Origin of the sequence: Enterococcus sp. S22(2020), from assembly GCF_020295385.1 — a bacterium.
Classification (GTDB): domain Bacteria; phylum Bacillota; class Bacilli; order Lactobacillales; family Enterococcaceae; genus Enterococcus_L; species Enterococcus_L dunnyi.
This window is the reverse complement of record NZ_JACFUD010000002.1, coordinates 122,876-139,560: the sequence shown is the minus strand read 5'-3', so window position 1 is coordinate 139,560 and position 16,685 is coordinate 122,876. Positions and strand designations below refer to the sequence as shown.

General features: G+C 36.4%; 15 protein-coding genes. 4 read left to right on the top strand and 11 right to left on the bottom strand.

What is annotated here, in order from left to right; translation table 11 throughout:
- Positions 1-16: 16 nt before the first annotated feature.
- From H3T55_RS03660 to rlmH, 5 genes are all read right to left on the bottom strand, one after another.
- A complete protein-coding gene (locus tag H3T55_RS03660) occupies positions 17-1,204 on the bottom strand; it encodes a lytic polysaccharide monooxygenase (protein WP_225533369.1) in 1,188 nt (395 codons plus the stop codon).
- A gap of 664 nt (positions 1,205-1,868) precedes the next feature.
- Positions 1,869-3,422 (bottom strand): hypothetical protein, encoded by a 1,554-nt coding sequence (locus H3T55_RS03655; RefSeq protein WP_225533368.1) that lies wholly within the window; start codon positions 3,420-3,422, stop codon positions 1,869-1,871.
- A 485-nt stretch (positions 3,423-3,907) separates the two neighbouring features.
- Positions 3,908-5,092 carry an immunity 26/phosphotriesterase HocA family protein gene (locus H3T55_RS03650; RefSeq protein WP_225533366.1) on the bottom strand — a complete coding sequence of 395 codons (1,185 nt, stop codon included), beginning with the start codon at positions 5,090-5,092 and terminating at the stop codon, positions 3,908-3,910.
- A 20-nt stretch (positions 5,093-5,112) separates the two neighbouring features.
- Positions 5,113-6,237 (bottom strand): GTPase, encoded by a 1,125-nt coding sequence (locus tag H3T55_RS03645; RefSeq protein ID WP_225533364.1) that lies wholly within the window; start codon positions 6,235-6,237, stop codon positions 5,113-5,115.
- A gap of 95 nt (positions 6,238-6,332) precedes the next feature.
- Positions 6,333-6,812, bottom strand: coding sequence for a 23S rRNA (pseudouridine(1915)-N(3))-methyltransferase RlmH (gene rlmH, locus H3T55_RS03640; protein ID WP_088271737.1), 480 nt, complete (start codon positions 6,810-6,812; stop codon positions 6,333-6,335).
- Between the two features lie 425 nt (positions 6,813-7,237).
- Here rlmH and H3T55_RS03635 point away from each other — a divergent pair, with 425 nt between their 5' ends.
- The 3 genes from H3T55_RS03635 (at position 7,238) to H3T55_RS03625 (ending at position 11,492) form a co-directional block, all read left to right on the top strand.
- Positions 7,238-8,533: a S1C family serine protease gene (locus H3T55_RS03635; protein WP_225533362.1), complete on the top strand. Its 1,296-nt coding sequence runs from the start codon at positions 7,238-7,240 to the stop codon at positions 8,531-8,533.
- 210 nt (positions 8,534-8,743) lie between these two features.
- Positions 8,744-10,096, top strand: a complete 1,353-nt coding sequence (locus tag H3T55_RS03630) for a PTS sugar transporter subunit IIC (RefSeq protein WP_225533361.1) — start codon at positions 8,744-8,746, stop codon at positions 10,094-10,096.
- Positions 10,074-11,492, top strand: coding sequence for a 6-phospho-beta-glucosidase (locus H3T55_RS03625; protein ID WP_412523559.1), 1,419 nt, complete (start codon positions 10,074-10,076; stop codon positions 11,490-11,492). Before H3T55_RS03630 ends, H3T55_RS03625 begins: the two co-directional genes overlap by 23 nt.
- 66 nt (positions 11,493-11,558) lie before the next feature.
- Here H3T55_RS03625 and H3T55_RS03620 read toward each other — a convergent pair whose 3' ends face one another.
- The 5 genes from H3T55_RS03620 to pepA form a co-directional block, all read right to left on the bottom strand.
- A complete protein-coding gene (locus H3T55_RS03620; RefSeq protein ID WP_225533357.1) occupies positions 11,559-12,365 on the bottom strand; it encodes a MurR/RpiR family transcriptional regulator in 807 nt (268 codons plus the stop codon).
- Positions 12,366-12,658: 293 nt separating this feature from the next.
- A complete protein-coding gene (ytpR, locus tag H3T55_RS03615) occupies positions 12,659-13,270 on the bottom strand; it encodes a YtpR family tRNA-binding protein (RefSeq protein WP_225533355.1) in 612 nt (203 codons plus the stop codon).
- Positions 13,271-13,503: 233 nt separating this feature from the next.
- The gene (locus H3T55_RS03610) at positions 13,504-13,965 is read right to left on the bottom strand and encodes a universal stress protein (protein ID WP_225533354.1); all 462 of its coding nucleotides are present in this window, start codon (positions 13,963-13,965) and stop codon (positions 13,504-13,506) included.
- 60 nt (positions 13,966-14,025) lie between these two features.
- On the bottom strand, positions 14,026-14,340 hold the full coding sequence (locus H3T55_RS03605) for a thioredoxin family protein (protein WP_225533351.1): 315 nt from the start codon (positions 14,338-14,340) through the stop codon (positions 14,026-14,028).
- Positions 14,341-14,349: 9 nt separating this feature from the next.
- Positions 14,350-15,426: a glutamyl aminopeptidase gene (pepA, locus tag H3T55_RS03600; RefSeq protein ID WP_225533705.1), complete on the bottom strand. Its 1,077-nt coding sequence runs from the start codon at positions 15,424-15,426 to the stop codon at positions 14,350-14,352.
- A gap of 243 nt (positions 15,427-15,669) precedes the next feature.
- Here pepA and H3T55_RS03595 point away from each other — a divergent pair, with 243 nt between their 5' ends.
- Positions 15,670-16,011 carry a peptidase gene (locus tag H3T55_RS03595; protein WP_087640663.1) on the top strand — a complete coding sequence of 114 codons (342 nt, stop codon included), beginning with the start codon at positions 15,670-15,672 and terminating at the stop codon, positions 16,009-16,011.
- 17 nt (positions 16,012-16,028) lie between these two features.
- On the opposite strand, the gene H3T55_RS03590 is transcribed toward H3T55_RS03595, so the two are convergent.
- A complete protein-coding gene (locus H3T55_RS03590; protein WP_225533350.1) occupies positions 16,029-16,676 on the bottom strand; it encodes a TMEM175 family protein in 648 nt (215 codons plus the stop codon).
- Positions 16,677-16,685: the final 9 nt, after the last annotated feature.

Here is a 16,685-nt window from a genome sequence, read left to right as displayed (position 1 = left end):
GAGGTTATTTTTATGTTTATTTATTTGGAGTTGTTACATTTAATGGTTGACTGAACTCAGATAAAGTATTGTTATTAGCCAATGCTTTTACTTTATACGTATAGGTCGTTCCTGGTTGAATGAAGATATCTTCAAATTCATTATTTAAAGAAACCCCAATCCGACGATCGTTACGATAGATCTCATAACCTCTGATACCAGAAGCATGTGTAGAATCTGCCCACATCAAACTCGCAGTTGTAGAAGTTACGCCCATTGTATGCAAGTATTTAGGTGCTGTCGGCAATTGATTGTTGGCATCATCTGTCTTTTGCGTTATGACACGAATCACCTGACTCTTTTCAGAGACTTTTCCATTCGTTCCAACTGCTTCGATTTGATACGAGTATGTTGTGTTTTCTGCTAATTTTGTATCCACAAATTGGCTGCCGTCTACTGTTGCTATTTTTTGATTGTTTCGATAAACGTTGTATTCTTTTACTCTACTGTCTGTTTTCCAGCTTAACTTAGCCGAAGAATTTGTTACTTCGGTTGCTTTTACTTCAGTTGGAGCAGATGGAGCTACTTCGATCGGCGGATTAACGATCGATCCGCCAGACACATCTACATCGACTGCTTGGTAAAAAGCATTTCCTGTATCTGCCACATCCCATGCAGCATAGATCACATGATAGCCTGAACGATTTGCTGGGATATTTACTTTGTGGATCACACCATTTTTTGATTGCGAACCATCATGAGGGATCTCTGTGATCAGCTCAAGATTGGCTCTTTTTAGCGGCTCATCAGGATTCCAGCCTTGTTTTGTCATGTAATAATGCCATTTCGTTGTTCTGTGATTCTGTGTGTAATACCATTCAAAATTATTCACACCAGTTTCAATTGGCTGCTTTTTCCACGTATCCGCTCCTGTCGCATCCAACTGGAAGCCTCTGACACCATTAGCTGATGCTAATTTCCCATCTTGCGGACCTCTAGCTGGGAAGCCTTTTGGTGCTTCCAATGATTGTGGTTCATAAATGATTGGGCCATACTTACTTAACGCTTGGCTGTGGTTTTGGCTAGCCTCAAGGGAGCCTTGGTAGGCACGACTGATTGGTTCTTTGATATATCCATGTGCGTCAACTTTTTGACTTCCTAACAATCCAGCGCCTACAAATAATACTGCTGATCCTACGGCTAAACGACTAAAACTTTTTTTCATTTACTTTCTTTCCCTTCTATATTTTATTCATAGAAATTGTTTATCTTTTTTCTGACAATCTGCGGATGTTCGTGCAAAAAATAAATAGCTGTTTTTCAACTAGCAGACAAACAATTTTCTATGTGTTTATTTTATATTTTTTAAATGATAGAAATGAGTCAAAAAAGGAATCGTCTAGGACGCATTTGGTTTTTGAATTCTTTTTTCACAAACTGAAACATTATAATCATTGAGGATGTTTTTGATTATAACTTTCAGAATAGAATTATAGGCAAAGAATAACCATTTTTTTCTCGGAAAAAGAAAAAAATGGTTTTTTAGTGTAAAGAGATCAAATTGCCAGCAATAGAGTTGTATTTCTTTTGATACTTTTTCGTTCACTCCTCTCGAGATGTTACGATTTTCTTTGTTATTAAACATTTTATTCCCCCTTAAAACACAAAAATAGACCAACCACCATTTAAGATGATTGATCTTCATAGATATAATATATAATGATTTTTGAACTAGATACATTCCTTGTAACTGATTTACATTGGTGTTTCCTTAATGACATGAAACTCCGTCCTTCTTTTTTCGGGCGTATTCTCGTACTTCCTATCCCAGGAATCAACCACTTTTTGCGTATAGTACACTCAATTAACAATTTACTTTGAATTTCCTATCATTTTTCTTTTTTGACCTCGATTGTTTTAATTAAATAGCCATTTTCATCATGGACACTAGTCTTTCCATCTGGTTTTACAATCATAATCAACCCTTTGGATAAAAATAACTGCTCATTTTCTTTTAATTGGTAAAATAACTCTCCATCTTTATCATAGTAATACTTCGTGGACATTTTACTAGGTAAACTTTTAGATACTTGATAGACATTTTGCTTCTTCTCTATCTCAATTTCAGAACCGTTACTTGCTTCAATAAGAATCTTCCCCTTTTGGTTCACTAACCCTTGATCGTGATTTTTTGTGTTGAAAATAGACAATCCAGAATCTGTAAATTTACTAAACGTATAAATCTCTTTTGTCTGGCTTTCTGTTTCAGAAAAAACTTTCTTTCCAGAGCTATTTATAATGGCTGGGAAAGCATTTTCTCCCAGTCTTTGAGTAGAAAACAACCCATTACCAAGATAAAAAGGGGGCCTTTCGTAACTATCTGGAAACTTTTTGACCACTTCGAATTTCTCATTCATCAATCCGTATTTTTCATCATGCAGTTTTCCAATTCTAACTAAAATAGTATCATCTTTCAAAAAGCCGTCAACAACAGAAATTCCCTCTTCTGCTTCATCAGCAACTTCGGTCACAACTTCACCAGCTTCATTAATGACAAGATCATCCCCGTATGATGTAGCCAAAGCAAGACCTTTTTCGGAAAAAGATGAAATATGTTCAAACAATAACGGCTCTTCATCCTTATAGATTACTTTACCCTCTTGATTGATTAAACCATACTTACCTTCTTCTGTTTTATAAATGGCTACTGAACGTTGTCCATACGGAAAAATCTCCGTTATTTCCATTTTCTTTGCTTCTTCTGGCGAAAAAATCAATCCTTTTTTATCATGAACAACGCCATAACCTCCATCGATTTTAACAACAGCTAATGCCGTGTCTATTCCTTCTTCTTCCAGATAATCAAAGCTTTCAATACCTTTTAATAGCATCTTACCTTCATTATTCATCAACCCCTCGGTATCATCTTTGAAATGAACATCAGCGAAATTATCATTTCTAAAAATAAATTCTGATATATCATCTGGCATATCTTTAGCTTCTTTTACAAGTGTTCCATCACTCAAAATAAGACCATATTTTTTCAGCTTCGGATCTTCATACCTACCATACTTACTATTTTCAAATGTCCGATTGTGAATTCTAAGTTCTGGATTTTCAGGAAAAATTTGATAACTCTCTGTATTAAAATAAAACACATCGTGCATAGTTGTAGTATATTGTAATAATGTACTATTAGAAAATGCATCAATTTCTTTTATTCGTTCTTTTTCTCCATCCATTAAAATAGCTCCATCAGCATCCATTAATCCCATAAAATTGTTGGACATATAAATAATTGGACGCTCAGCTATTGATTTTTCCGCTTTTTTGATCAGTTTTTCTTTATTTGTAGACTGTTCTGCTTCTTCCTCATTCGTACAACCACTAACAAAAATACCTAAAAAAAGAACTATACCTATAACCAAACCTTTTTTCTTCATCTTTCTCCTCCATTTACATCATTAATAAAATATGCAATACATTTATTTTAACAAAAGTTTGCTCCCCTTTGCAGGACATTCTTTCGTTTGGCTCCTACTACTATATGTCTTAAAAATCCCCCTATTTATGATACGGTGCTGCGTATCGTAAGTGAATGATATTTGGAGAATCCTTTAGCAGATAACAACTTGAAAATTTCTATGCGTGATTCTTAGTAGTTCAAAAAATTTATTTTAATTTTTTACGAACCTTTGCAAGTTTTTTAGTAATTCTATCATTTACAGCTTCTGGACTAGGAGCGCCAGTATAGATATTACTATGCTCTTTTATTCCCTATATTTTAGGAACAATAAACTTTCTTTTTTCAAGTTCTTCTTTAATCTACTGACTAAAGATCAAACTGCCATTAATTGAGTAACTGCAGCATTTTTTCAGACCTCAACTCATCTTAAATTTTCATCTCACTTAAAAATAAAGCAATTATCTAGCTTTTTCTTTGAATATCTAACTGATTTAAATATTCTGCTCTAGTTATTCCACCATATTTTTCATTAAATTGATCAAAGTCAAGTTCTGATTCTATATCAAGCAAATCAAATATATAGCTAAGCTCTTTTTCAGAGAATATAGTAGCAGGGGAAATCAGCTCCTCTTTGTTTTCTGAACACGGAGAAAGCCCTAATCCGCTAAGAGGCTTGAAAACAGGCTCTTTGATAAAAGATTTTTTTAAAAATTCAGTAGCTCTCATAGTTTTACTACCAAATCCCCAATCAAATCGAATAGCTATTTCCTCTTGCAACCTGTTTAACGTTTCCCAATATGTTCCTGTATAGGCATGGTATCCTGCATATGTTGTATGAGGTCCATTAAAGGAAAAACTCATTGGTAAAACTATATCTTCCACGCGTAACGCTATATTTCCAATCACAGGGTAGGTTCCTCTTAATACATTGTCATCCATGATAATCTCGGGATTTAAAAGTTTAGAATTTCTTAACATCGATGGATCAACTTGATTTTGGTCACTTAAAAAATCAAACGAACGAATAATCAATGGTACACCCATCATTAAATTTAGATAGTGCTTGGTATCAGTAGGCATCTGCTTATTTTTCCGAAATCTGGTAAAGCTGCCAATTATTATTGCAAAACCATATTTATTTCCACAAACCGGATAGGAGAAAATATCTCCTTCTTTTGGCAGATACCTACTCTTGGTTTTCTTTATCTGATTTGTCTTCTGCTGTTCCCATTCGCTAAGATCACCATACAACTCAATTAATTGTTTTTGAAGCTCTTCAATAGTTGGAGTTGATTGCTCAAAGTACATCACTGGAAAATGAGCGATTCCTATTTTCAGTTCATACTTTCCATATCTCTTATCCACAGTCAGCCTCATTTTCTTCGTTTTACAACTTCTAATATTTTTTAAAGTCAGTGTTTTTGGTTTCGAACCTTTCCTGCTAATAAGTTTCTTTTCGTCATCTAAGTCTATTTCATAATCGATTTCTTTATAAAGATGATCTCTGATTTGCACTAGCTTGATAACTTGATTATTTCGAATATAGGCTTTGCTTTTCTCAACTGAAGGAACCGAAAGATCTATTACCTCATCCCCCTCTGTGATTTCCTCAAGCCCTAATAACTTGCGATATTCATTCGTTAACATTTTTCCCTCCGTTATATTACCTACTTAGGTAAATAATTTGGTAGAAGCTCTAATAGTAACTCTGTTATTGCTGACGGTGTCATTGTGCTCAAATCGACATTTCCTTTTATAACCAATTCCATTAATTCCATATAAGCGTATCCTAATGCTCCAGTAATGATCATACCCACACCACCAGATATTAATCCTCCACCAACTGTTCCAATACCTGGTACCAATTTAGCAATATTTCCTGATAATGATTTTCCCGAAACCATTGCCGTGTACACGCCCAACATACTAGTTAATGCCGTTTCGATCTTTTGTTTATCTATATCAATCCCATAGATTGATGTGATTTTTGTCATCATTGCTGTTTGTGCTGCCATCATAATAGGAGCATCTGTTCCTGGAATTGGGGTAAATCCTGTGCCAAAGTTTGCTGCCATAGTTGCTGTTACAACTTTTACTGCTTCATTATGTTTGACTTTGATAGATGCTTCTTGAGAATGGATAAAGGAGGCTTGTAATCCTTCCGGTAAAACTTTGATGGTTAGATCAATCAATTCTTCAATGCCAAAAAGGGCTTGGTTTTCAGTTTCTTTTGCTAGTACCAAGACGACATTCTGTTGAAAATTCATTAGTTTTTCTATTTCATCTTTCAGTAGATTCGCTTCAGTCACATCAAAAGATTTTGTCAATACAATGATAACTGGTAATTTTTGTTCGACTATCCATTTAATAAACGCAATTTCAGCATCTTCTATTCGTGAACCGGAACCAGAAATAACATACCACACAACATGGATATCATCTTCCGTTGTTTCAGTAGCTTGAACTTTTTTGATCAGCTGCTGAATTGGGTTACGTTTTAAAGATTTCATCACACTTTTTATATCAAATCCCATAGAACTGATTTCAAAACCAACTGTATCATAAATTCGGACTGGAAAATTTTTTTGCTCAATCAAATTAATATCATCTGTAACTGGCTTACCTACTCCAGTTTTAACCAGTTCCTCACCAAATATAGCGTTAATCAAAGTCGACTTCCCAACACCGCTTTTTCCAGCAATTAATAGATTGACCTTTTTTAATTCTTTGTTTTCCTTTTTTACATTAATAAACGTTTCTTCAATGTATTCTTTAAAGTTCGTTTGTTCCATTTTTTTCTCCTCCTGCCTATATCTCCTTACTCAATACTCTCTCTTTATTTTATAAAAATTCTTAGTTAACAACATATAAACTAAAATGATCATCCCTACTTATGATACGGTTCCCCCCGCATAATCCGGAACCCGCGATAAATCTGCTCCACCAATACCAACCGCATCAGCTGATGTGGATAAGTCAGCTTGCCAAACGACATCTGCTTTTGGCTTCTCTTCATCACCTCATCACTCAAACCAAGTGATCCGCCGATAACAAAGGCTAATTGACTTTTTCCATCGATCCCTAACTGTTCAATCTCTTTTGAAAATTCCTCACTGCTATACTGCTTGCCATTGATCGCTAAAACAAATACATGATCCTGATCAGAAATTTTCGCCAAGATCCGTTCGCCTTCTTTGCCTTTGACCTGCAGCATTTCTGCTTCACTTAGATTCTCTGGTGCTTTCTCGTCTGCGACTTCGATGATCTCAACCTTCGCATAGCTTTGCAGTCGTTTTAAATATTCATTGATACCTTGAACCAAATATTTCTCTTTTAGCTTTCCTACGGTAATGATTTTTATTTTCAATAGATTCACGTCTCTTCCTATATTTGATTCTTTCAGTTGTTAACAATTTTATCATGAATGATTTTACTCTTCCACATACTTTCCCACAAAGTTATGCACATATGCACAGACTTATCCACAGAACTATAGCTGTTTATCCTTTATTTTATAGTATTTTTAAATACAAACACATATTCCCGTTTACTTTTCCACATTATCCACATTTTGTGGATAACTTTTGCACTGGATTTTTCCTCACTTTTTTAATAGTTTTTCACAAATTCATGTGTATAAGTGTGGCACCAAAAACTTTTTTTCATTGTTTATATCTGTTTTTCTCCCTAACTTGTTCATAAAAAATTCAAAGCTGTTCGGTAGACTAAAGTTGTCTTGAAAGACTATACTAAATATAATAAATAATGATAGATAATTAGGAGGTTGCTTATATGCAAAGAAAAGATGTTACACCTGATTCAGATAAAAAACAAAATGGCGTATTCAAAAAATTTGGGATCGGTTTAGTCGGAGGATTACTTGGTGGTGCTTTGGCTTTTGGTGGAGCTTACGCAATTACGGGGCAAAATAATTCTTCAAATAATAATACAACGACAAACACAACTGTAAAAGATACAAAAGGAGATACCAAAGTCACTAATGTCAGCTTGGATGTCAACAGTGATGTCACTAAGGCCGTAGAAAAGGTCCAAAACTCTGTTGTCTCTGTGATCAATTTACAAAGTACTAGTCAAAATTCTGATTTTGGCAGCCTGTTTGGTGGTCAAAATGGGAATGAAGCAAACGGTGATGAATCAAATGGAAGTGACCTTGAAGCAGCTAGCGAAGGGAGCGGCGTCATCTATAAAAAAGATGGCAAAACAGCGTATGTCGTTACGAATAATCACGTAGTAGACCAAGCAAAAGGGCTTGAAGTTGTCATGCATGACGGGACAAAAGTACAAGGTGAATTAGTTGGGACAGATTCATATACTGACCTTGCAGTGATCAAGATTTCTTCTGATAAAGTTGATTCAATTGCAGAATTCGGAAATTCAGATAAATTAAAAATCGGTGAACCAGCCTTAGCGATCGGTTCTCCATTAGGTTCTGCTTATGCTAACTCTGTAACACAAGGGATCATCTCTTCTGTTAATAGAAATATCCAAAATGAAAACAATGGACAAGCAATCAACATCAATGCGATCCAAACAGATGCAGCGATCAATCCAGGGAATTCCGGCGGTCCTTTAGTCAACATCGAAGGTCAAGTCATCGGAATCAACTCCGTTAAGATCGTTCAATCTGAAAGCCAAGTAAGTGTTGAAGGTATGGGCTTTGCAATTCCTAGTAACGATGTAGTCAATATCATCAATCAACTAGAAAAAGATGGCAAAGTGACTCGTCCAGCATTAGGAATTTCAATGGAAGAATTGACGAATGTCTCAACACAACAAAGAAAAGAAATTCTGAACTTACCTGAAGATGTTCAAACAGGTGTCCTTGTCCGTACTGTCCAAACTGCTACTCCAGCAGATAAAGCTGGGCTTGAACGATACGATGTTATCACAAAAATCGATGATGAAGATATCAGCTCAGTGACCGAATTACAAAGTGCACTGTACAAGAAAAAAGTCGGAGATAAAATGAAAGTTACATTCTACCGCGATGGGAAAGAACAAAGTGTCGATGTAGAATTGACGATCGATCAATCTGCTTTAAAAACAAACGCTCAAACAAATGAATAACATAAAAATAGCGGGACATCATTTTTGATGATATCCCGCTATTTTTTATTTTCCTAAAGCAAATTTTTCGCCAAAAGAATCTTCAACATTTACAAAATTTGTAAAAAATACAGATTTTGTAAGTCTTACAAATCTTGGCATCATTTCTCTAAACGCCTTATGATATGATTTCATTGTAATCGATTACAATAAAATTAGGAGAAAAAATGAATGAATAAAATTGAGGAAATAATCAATACTCGGTTGATGCCTATCGCTATAAAATTTCAGAATAATAAATATATGAGTGCCATTTCAGATGGTTTTTCAATGATTTTGCCTATCACAATGCTGGGGGCAATTTTTACATTGTTATCCAGTATGCAATTTGAACTTTATCAGAATTTTTTAAAAATCACTCATTTAGCTACTATTTTAAGTTATGCCTCTAAAGTAACGACCGATATGATCGCTTTATATGTCGTTTGCGCCATTGCCTATAATTTAACGATAAAACTAGGATTTGAAAAGGATGCTTTCTTTTCTGCACTGCTCTCCTTAGTACTGTTCTTTATATTGTTGCCTAGCGGGATGGAGCATCAATTGGAATCAGGTGAAGTCATTACGATTCCAAATGCGTTATCAACAGAGTATCTAGGTGCAAAAGGCATGTTTATGGGAATTATTTTAGGAATGATCATCCCCATCATCTATTGTGCAATTATTAAACGAGGAATCGTGATCAAAATGCCGGCAAGTGTTCCTCCAACTATTGCAAAATCATTTGCAGCTATTGCACCTGCGTTTATTTTAACCGGTATCTTTTCTCTTATTCGGTTTGGTTTTGAAATGACTTCTTATGGAGATGCCAATAATTTCATTTATACTATTTTAGGCTGCCCGCTACAAAACTTAGGGAATAGCCCAATTTCATTTATCCTTTTGATCGTTTTTGCTCAGCTGCTTTGGTTCTTCGGAATACACGGCTATATGATTATTCGTCCAATTCTACAGACTGTTTTCATTCCATTAAGCTTGATGAACTTAGCGGCTTTTGAAGCTGGAGAGCAATTACCGAATGCCATTACGTATCAACATTACGGAACGTATGCCAATTTAGGTGGTTCTGGGGCTTTGTTGGGGTTGGCACTTTTAATGTCTTTTACAGCTAAAAGTGATCGTTATAAAAAATTGGGGAGAATGGCCCTGCCAGCTACTTTCTTTGGAATCAATGAACCGGTTATTTTTGGAGTACCAATGGTTTTAAATACAATATTCTTTATTCCTTTTCTAATCGGTCCGATTTTAATGTTTGTCATCCCTTATTTGCTACAAGTATTTCAGATCATTGAGACCCTAAGAGGCATTCAACTACCTTTAGGGACACCTGCCTTAGTTTATGGTTGGTTAGAAGGTGGAACTCCTGTGCTGATCGTTCAAGCGGTCTTGATCGTGATCCAAGTTGTTATCTGGTTGCCATTTTTTAAAGCAGCAGATCGGCAAGCCATTTTAGAAGAAGCACAGCTAGCTGAAGAGATTCGTAAAGAAAAGAATGAAGCAGGTGAATCCGTTGAGCACATTTAAAGAAGGTTTTTTATGGGGAGGAGCCCTGGCAGCTAATCAGTCTGAGGGTGCTTATCTAGAAGGCGGAAAAGGTCAGTCGATCATCGATATTTTACCTGTGGGAGAAAAACGCAAACATAGCTTAAAAGATCCAAACTATGCCTTTGAACAGACTTTTGATTACTATCCAAGCCATCAATCAATCGATTTTTATCATCGGTATAAAGAAGATATCAAGTTACTAGCTGAGTTAGGAATAAAATGTTTACGAACCTCCATTAGCTGGTCTAGAATATTTCCAAAAGGAGACGAGCTTGAACCTAATGAAGCAGGGCTCAAATTTTACGATGCCTTGTTTGATGAATTGCTAAAATACAATATTGAACCGATCGTGACCATCAATCATTTTGATACCCCCCTCTACCTTTCACAAAAATATAGAGGCTGGGAAAATCAACAGTTGATCACCTTTTATAAAAGATATTGTGAAACTTTATTTAAACGGTACCATAAAAAAGTAACCTATTGGATCACCTTTAATGAAATCAACATGATTTTAAGAAATCCCTTTTTAGCTGGCGGACTCGTCACCAATGAAAAAAGCGTGGTTTTCCAAGCGGCCCACCATCAGCTCGTTGCTTCAGCAGAAGTGACAAAACTGGCAAAACATATTGATCCTACGATCCAAATCGGCTGTATGCTAGCAGCTGGAAGTGTCTATCCATATACCTGTAATCCAAAAGATATTCAGGCAGCTGTAGAACGCAGCCGCGACCAATATTTCTTTATCGATGTTCAAGTAAATGGTACTTATCCGTATTTTGCCCAACGATATTTTGAAGATCATAGCATAAAACTGAATCGTTCAAAGGATGAACTGGCGCTGCTGGCAGATTATACTGTTGATTTTATTGCTTTTAGTTATTATACAAGTCGTTTAGAAACCGTCAACGAAGAGTTAAGAAAGAATATTATTGAAGGAAATGCAATGGCCAGCGTTCGAAATCCCTATTTGAAAGATGCAGGCTGGGGCAGACAAATCGATCCCTTAGGGTTTAGGATCACCATCAACGAGATCTATCAGCGCTATCAGCGTCCCTTATTCGTTGTAGAAAATGGCTTAGGTGCAAAAGATGAGCGAACTGGTGAACATATCCATGATAAATACCGGATCGATTATTTTCGTAGTCATATCGAACAAATGTCAGAAGCTGTAAAAGACGGAGTAGACTTAATTGGCTATACGACATGGGGCTGCATCGATCTGATCAGTGCAGGAACTGGTGAAATGAGTAAACGATATGGATTTATATACGTAGACTTAGACGACGAAGGAAAAGGGACAAGAAAACGGTATAAAAAGGATAGCTTTAGTTGGTACCAAAAAGTCATCGAAACAAATGGCGAAAGCTTATAAACGAATCAGCTATACTTAGAAACAAAGAATGTCATTGTAGCATCGTTTAGTCCATCAATAGCCTTTTTAGTCTTGTGAGTACAATTGATAATAACGAGAATACAAAATATCGATAAAAAGCTGTGCCTGATAAGGTGCGGCTTTTTTGATTGCACTATTTCCTAAAAAAAAGACTTCATCAAAAATATTTGCAATTTTCATTTGATCATTTTGAGTGATCAATACAGTGTAATTATCATTAGAAGACATATCAAATAATAGATCACTGAATTTTAAAAAATAATTGCCTTCAGTAGACAGAATAATGACTAAGCTATTCTTAGAAATTTGCTGAAATGCTTTTCGCTGACTCATTCGTCCCTTAAAATAAGTAACGTATTTCCCACATGAAAAAAGTAAATACTGCAATTGCTCTAATAATAAGCCCGAGCTGTGAGTGCCAAAAAAATACACATCTTCGGTACTATGTATACGCTCACATAAAAGATCCACTTGCTCTAAATCAAGATTCTTTTCTAATGATTGAAATGATTGTGTTATTTGTTTGATGTATTCGTTTAAAGAATGGCTGCTGTTGAGTTGATTGATTGTTAATTCAAAATTGTTTTTATTGATAAATCTTTTTGTATCAGATTGGTATTCAACGAAGGCTTGCTGCATATCAGAGAATTTTGAATACCCTAGCTTTTTAGAGAAACGGCTGATACTGGCTGTAGAGGTATAACATTCTTCTGCTAAAGATTCGATCGAAATATCAGCAGCATCATGCCCAACTTTTTTCAACAAGGTACGTGCAATCGTTGTGTTGATATTTCCTTCTGTTGTTGAAATCACAAGATCCTGAAGTCTGCCTACAATACTCGCTTTCTCCATGCTATCGCCCTCCAAAATAAATATATGTTTAGTCTAAGTATAACAGAAGCAAGGTTGGGACAGAAGGGCTGAACGCTAGGAACCAGACATGTACTAGGCCCCATTATTTTTCTCTAGCGAGTCTTTAGCAAGAACTCCTCCTTCTTATTTTCACCGCCTTCAACTTTTAGTACTTAGTTCCTAAATTTATTTATATGTAAGGAACAAATAAAGTTAAAACAAGTCACAAAGAAATCTTGCTCACTCGTTTTAACTTTAAAAATTCTATGTCAGTTTACGATTCAAAATGCTACTTATTTTCCTACAGCAAATTTTTCGCCAACTACTGCATCAAATGGTAATTCTAAAATTCCTTTTTTTGCCGGTGCATCTGGTAAACGCAGTTCACTTGCTGAACAGATCATACCAAAGCTTTCCACACCACGTAACACACCTGGCCAAATCATCAAACCATCTGGCATCATTGCACCAGGTTTAGCAACAACGACTTTTTGACCGGCTTTGATATTTGGCGCTCCACAAACGATTTGAAGGACTTCTCCATTATCTACTTCTGTTTGTGTGATCGATAAATGATCTGAATCAGGATGTTTCTTGCATGATTTGACAAAACCAACAACGATTTTTGGTTCATGATCTACAGCTAGCGTTTCTGAAAAACCAGCTGCTGTCAGTTCTTGATTTAGTTTAGCCAATTGTTCATCAGTCAATTCAACTTGACCTGAGCCATCGATCGTCCCCAAAATCGTCGATGCTTCGAAAATATTCCACGCAACGACTTGCTCATCGGCGCTAACACGGGCAATATTTCCTTTACGTTCAACGTGATTTTCTTGTCCTTTATCATCTGCTGCGATAACGAACAATACATCACCAACATGTTCTTTATTATATGCAAAAATCATTTTTTTCCTCCTAATTTTAAAAGCTGAAAGAGCTGATTTGTCTCGAATGAAAAATAGGGAAAATTGAACGTGGTGCTCCTTACCACGAGTTTTTTTCTGAGAAGTGTGCTCTTTTACTACCGTCCTATCTTAACAAAAAATGACGAATGATGCCACTTTTGATCGGCAAAACAAAAATAAGTGAAACAAAACGATTGCGCTTTGCTTCACCCGTTTTTTATCTATACCGACATTTATTTCTTCTTTTTATCCGGACGAACAATCAGCACATCACAAGGCGCATTCCGAATAATGTAACTGCTGACGCTGCCGATCATAAAACGTTCGACTGCATTTAGACCAGATTGTCCTACCATGATCAAATCGATCTCGTATTTTTTCGGTAGATCATTACACATCACATCTTTAGCAGACCCATAGGTTACAACGGTTTCTACTTGAGTAAAATCAACACTCTTAGCATACGTTTCACAATCTGCCAGTAATTCTTTTGCTGTTTCTGTTTCTTGATCCAACAGATTATCATTCAAGGATGAATAGCCCATCATAGTGTACACCTGATTTTCTATGACATGAACGACGATCACACGACCGTTATTTCTTCTAGCCACCTCAACCGCCTGTTCAAAAGCTAAATTCCCTTGCTCACTACCATCGACACCGACTAAAATATTTTTATACGTTTGTGTTAACATGATACCCATCTCCCAATCAAATTCATTTGATTCTGACACTGGATCTTTTACTGACTACTACTAACGAAGACCGTTTAAAAAGGTGGTGATTTCTTCTTTGGTCTTACGATCTTTATTGACTAAACGGCCCAGCTCTTTGCCATTATCTGTTACGACAAAACTTGGGATCCCGAAAATATTCCACTTAGAGGCCAGATCGATAAATTTATCCCGATCAACTTCAATAAACTGAAAATCTGAGAATTCGGCTTCGATCTCAGGCATGACCGGCTTGATATATCGGCAATCGCCGCACCAATCTGCAGTGAAGAAAAAGACACTCTTATCTTTTCCTACATAATCCGCTAATTCTTCATAAGATGTTGGAATAATCATATTGCCCCTCTACTTTCCGTAAATGATCGTATTGACTGTTGTCTTGTCTAAGCCTTTTAAGACCTGGATCAGCATTTCGCGAGCTGCTTCATAGTCTTTGATATTGAACATCGTTTGATGCGTATGAATGTAACGTCCGCAAACACCGATCACTGTACTTGGAACCCCGTTATTCGTTGTATGAGCCGCACCTGCATCTGTACCGCCTTTAGAAACAAAGTATTGATATGGAATATTGTGCGTCGCTGCAGTATCCAGTAAATATTCACGGACACGAGGTAACGTGATCAAACCAGGATCATAAATACGTAATAGCGTTCCTTCACCTAAATGTCCATACGTCCCTTTTTTCGTTTGTAGATCATCAGCAGCTGAACAGTCTACTGCAAAGAATAAATCTGGTTTAAACTTGTGAACAGATGGTTTAGAACCACGCAACCCAACTTCTTCCTGAACATTCGCACCAGCGATCAATGTATGACCTAATTGTTCATTTTGCAATTCTTCCAATGCTTCTAAAACCAAAGTACAGCCGTAACGATTATCCCAAGCTTTACTGATGATATTTTTACCATTCGCCGTTTTGATCGTTTCAGTTTGAGGTACGATCGAATCTCCTGGACGTACGCCGTAGCTTTCCGCTTCTTCTTTTGATTCAAAGCCTGCATCAAATAACACATCGGTTACTTCAAGCTGCTTTTGGCCACTTGTTCCACGCAATAAATGCGGAGGAACGGAAGAAGAAATACAAGGATAATTCCCTTTGCTTGTTTTTAAAGTAAAGCGTTGTGCTGAAACAACATAGGGATTCCAGCCACCTAAAGGTACGACTTGAAATAGACCATTATCTTTGATTTGAGTCAACATAAAACCGACCTCATCCATGTGAGCCGCAACCATCACACGTGGTGCATCTTGTTCTTTTGCTCTTTTAAGACCAAAGATACCGCCTAAACCATCATATTGGATCTCATCCACTAATGGCGTCATATGCTTTTTCATATACGCACGAATATCGTCTTCAAATCCGCTGGTTCCTTGCAATTCAGTCAATTCTTTGATGCGTTGAAATGTTTTTTCTTCCATCATTATATTATCTGCCAGCTACCCTTTTAAGTTTCAAGGATGAACCTTTCTTTTCTGTAAAAATAACACGTCATTCAAACAGAAACGGCAGATACTCCTTTCATCTATTTTCATCATTTATTATAACGCAAATTTTTTTAATTGCCCACGTTTTTTGTTTTTCGATATTTCCTTCATGTATGGTAAAATAAAAGAAAGGTCGATTTTTTCGGCAAACATTGACTATACTCGGAGGTTATTCCCATGAATGAAGAAAATGAATTAAGCTATTTCAAAGGCGGCTTAGCGATCGGTGTGAGTCTGGGTATCATAAGTGGGATTGCTTCTACATTATGGTATCAAAAACAACGAACCGTAGATGCTGACCTAGTTTTAGAAAATGTCAAAGAAGCATTTTTAAAAGAAGGCCCGATAGAAGGATCATGGATCGAATTTGAGAAAAAGCCACTTCGGAAATTTGCGATTCATTCAAAAACCTATAATGGCGGTATTTCTCGTTTAGAAGACGGCGTTATGGTCCAATATGAATTCACAGCAGATGCGCTCACTGGTACAGTGATCGATGTCAAGAGAATCAAAGAATAGAAAGAATCAGAGAAAAACTAATGACTCGTTTTTCTCTGATTCTTTCTATTTTGGTCAAATCTTCCTCGTGCGCGTTTCCCATTACGCCCAAAAGATTCTTCCACATTTGTTTTCAAAAAATAACTAACGATCGGAACACCAATAAACAATACCAGCGCTAATGAAGGCACATACCAGCCAATGAGCATGACTGATAAGATGGCTCCATAGTATAAACGATCTCTTGCTGCATATAATTGTTTCAACTGTTTTTGTCTGCTCTCTTCTTCCACTGCCAACGGGATCCCTGCTTTAAACAAACGACTAAATGTTCCATTGACAGCAATCAGTAATAAACCATAAGCAAGTGTAGGTAGCTGTTTATCCGCGGCTTCCATAGACCAGCTTGTAAAAAATGGAATCAAAACTAAAGAGAAAAGAAAACATGTATTTCTAATAACGAATGGTTCATTGATTTTTTTGATCTGCTCAAACAATTTCCGATGATCGTTCCAATAGCCCGCTATGATGAAAAAACTGATTGCAAATGTCAGCAAGCTTTCAAGAAATCCAGTATAGTCACCACTGTTGGGAATTGGTATTTCCAGTGCTGCAATCGTGATCACAATAGCGATCACTGCATCACTGAATAGCTCGATCCTTAATTTTTTTCCCGCTATTTCCATCATCATTCC

Bases quoted from the DNA above. Each gene is read 5' to 3' on its own strand.
- ytpR (WP_225533355.1), bottom strand. From the start codon at position 13,270: ATGATTTTTGCATATAATAAAGAACATGTTGGTGATGTATTGTTCGTT.
- H3T55_RS03610 (WP_225533354.1), bottom strand. From the start codon at position 13,965: ATGTTAACACAAACGTATAAAAATATTTTAGTCGGTGTCGATGGTAGT.
- pepA (WP_225533705.1), bottom strand. From the start codon at position 15,426: ATGGAAGAAAAAACATTTCAACGCATCAAAGAATTGACTGAATTGCAA.
- H3T55_RS03590 (WP_225533350.1), bottom strand. From the start codon at position 16,676: ATGGAAATAGCGGGAAAAAAATTAAGGATCGAGCTATTCAGTGATGCA.
- H3T55_RS03605 (WP_225533351.1), bottom strand. From the start codon at position 14,340: ATGATTATTCCAACATCTTATGAAGAATTAGCGGATTATGTAGGAAAA.
- H3T55_RS03645 (WP_225533364.1), bottom strand. From the start codon at position 6,237: ATGGAACAAACGAACTTTAAAGAATACATTGAAGAAACGTTTATTAAT.
- H3T55_RS03660 (WP_225533369.1), bottom strand. From the start codon at position 1,204: ATGAAAAAAAGTTTTAGTCGTTTAGCCGTAGGATCAGCAGTATTATTT.
- H3T55_RS03620 (WP_225533357.1), bottom strand. From the start codon at position 12,365: ATGGAGAAAGCGAGTATTGTAGGCAGACTTCAGGATCTTGTGATTTCA.
- H3T55_RS03650 (WP_225533366.1), bottom strand. From the start codon at position 5,092: ATGTTAACGAATGAATATCGCAAGTTATTAGGGCTTGAGGAAATCACA.
- H3T55_RS03630 (WP_225533361.1), top strand. From the start codon at position 8,744: ATGAATAAAATTGAGGAAATAATCAATACTCGGTTGATGCCTATCGCT.
- H3T55_RS03595 (WP_087640663.1), top strand. From the start codon at position 15,670: ATGAATGAAGAAAATGAATTAAGCTATTTCAAAGGCGGCTTAGCGATC.
- H3T55_RS03655 (WP_225533368.1), bottom strand. From the start codon at position 3,422: ATGAAGAAAAAAGGTTTGGTTATAGGTATAGTTCTTTTTTTAGGTATT.
- H3T55_RS03635 (WP_225533362.1), top strand. From the start codon at position 7,238: ATGCAAAGAAAAGATGTTACACCTGATTCAGATAAAAAACAAAATGGC.